General features: G+C 63.8%; 2 protein-coding genes. Both read left to right on the forward strand.

Annotation, left to right across the window (positions count from 1 at the left end; genetic code table 11):
* The first annotated feature begins 63 nt into the window (after positions 1 to 63).
* A complete protein-coding gene (locus tag ABYB95_RS23605) occupies positions 64 to 732 on the forward strand; it encodes a Crp/Fnr family transcriptional regulator (RefSeq protein ID WP_372662852.1) in 669 nt (222 codons plus the stop codon).
* Between the two features lie 104 nt (positions 733 to 836).
* Positions 837 to 1,295 (forward strand): tannase/feruloyl esterase family alpha/beta hydrolase (locus ABYB95_RS23610; protein ID WP_372662855.1); only part of this gene is annotated, 459 nt, incomplete at its 3' end.

Raw genomic sequence — 1,295 nt, forward strand, 5'->3', positions numbered from 1 at the left:
CCTGAGGCCACTGCGCGCAGATGACCGCACTCAACAGGCTGGACGCCAGGTATGAATCTTCCGATGAGCGACGTGGCCGAGAGGGGCGCGCGGGCGACGGGCCTGGGGTTTTCTGTTCCTCCGATTCCACCGAGTGTGCTGGCCGCGGCCACGCATTGGGACGTGCCCGCTGGACGCTTTTTGCAGGTGAGTGCTGGCGACGTCTGCTACGGCGTGCGCACGGGGATGGTCAAGCTGACCTGCTCGTCCTACCGGAACGACGGCGCGCTTGTCGATGTTCTGGAGCCCGGGCAATGGTTCGGTGTCGTCGACCTGTTTGCCACGGGCCGTTGTGGATTTTCGGCCGAGACCGCATCGCCTTGCAGCCTTTTTGTCATCCGAAAGGCGAAGGTGCAGCAACTGCTGGAGTGCGATCCGGAGGTGCAGAGGTGGCTTCTTTGCGCGAGCGCAGCCCGCGTCCATCGAATCGCGGAGCGCCACCAAGTGCTCACATCGTCAACACCCGAAGAGCGGGTTCATTGGGCCATCCACATGCTGGCAGAGCGCTTTGGCTACTTCAGGCAAGGCTGCCGGATTGTGGGCGTGCGGATGAGCCAATCCCAAGTGGCGTGCGTGGCGAACACGTCGCGGCAAACGGTGAACAAAGTGATGATGAAGATGAAGCTTCAGCGCCAGCTCGAAGTCGTGAACGACCGCATGGTGCTGCCCCTGAATAGGGACGAGGGATGCTGAGCGTGGCCCGTGGAAGCCCCTACGGTGGTTCGGAATCGTCTGAGGGTGGATGGATGGGCGTGCTGCATACCATGCGACTCCCACCACAGGAGACGAGAGACGACATGAAAAATTCCCAGCAGGTCCGACGGACCCTCACCAGCCTAGGCTTCGTTGCCGCATTGTCCGCGTGTGGCGGATCGGATGCCCCAGCACAGGCCGTAGCGACTCCCTTGTCCTGCGGCGACTTGGCCGGTATGGCGATCCCGGCGTCGGTGATCGGTTTGCCTACCAACGGCGGTGCCGTGACCTCGGCGGCCATCGTCGCGGCCAGTGGCAACGGCGCCGCAGCGTTGCCGGAGTACTGCGCAGTGGCGGGCCGGATTTCACCGGTCGATCCGGCGGCGCCACCGATCCTCTTCAAGGTCGCGTTGCCCACCAACTGGAATGCCAAGACCATGATGTTTGGCGGTGGTGGCTTCAACGGCTCCATTCCCGACGTGACTGGCAACGTGCCGGCCGGCCCCGTCGGCCAACTGAAGCCGCTTGGCCGCGGCTATGCGACCTTCGCCAGTGACTCAGGA

It is taken from the genome of Hydrogenophaga sp. (assembly GCF_041633695.1).
Classification (GTDB): Bacteria; Pseudomonadota; Gammaproteobacteria; order Burkholderiales; family Burkholderiaceae_C; genus Hydrogenophaga.

Coding starts and splice junctions, on each gene's coding strand:
- ABYB95_RS23605 (WP_372662852.1), top strand. CDS start 64: ATGAGCGACGTGGCCGAGAGGGGCGCGCGGGCGACGGGCCTGGGGTTT.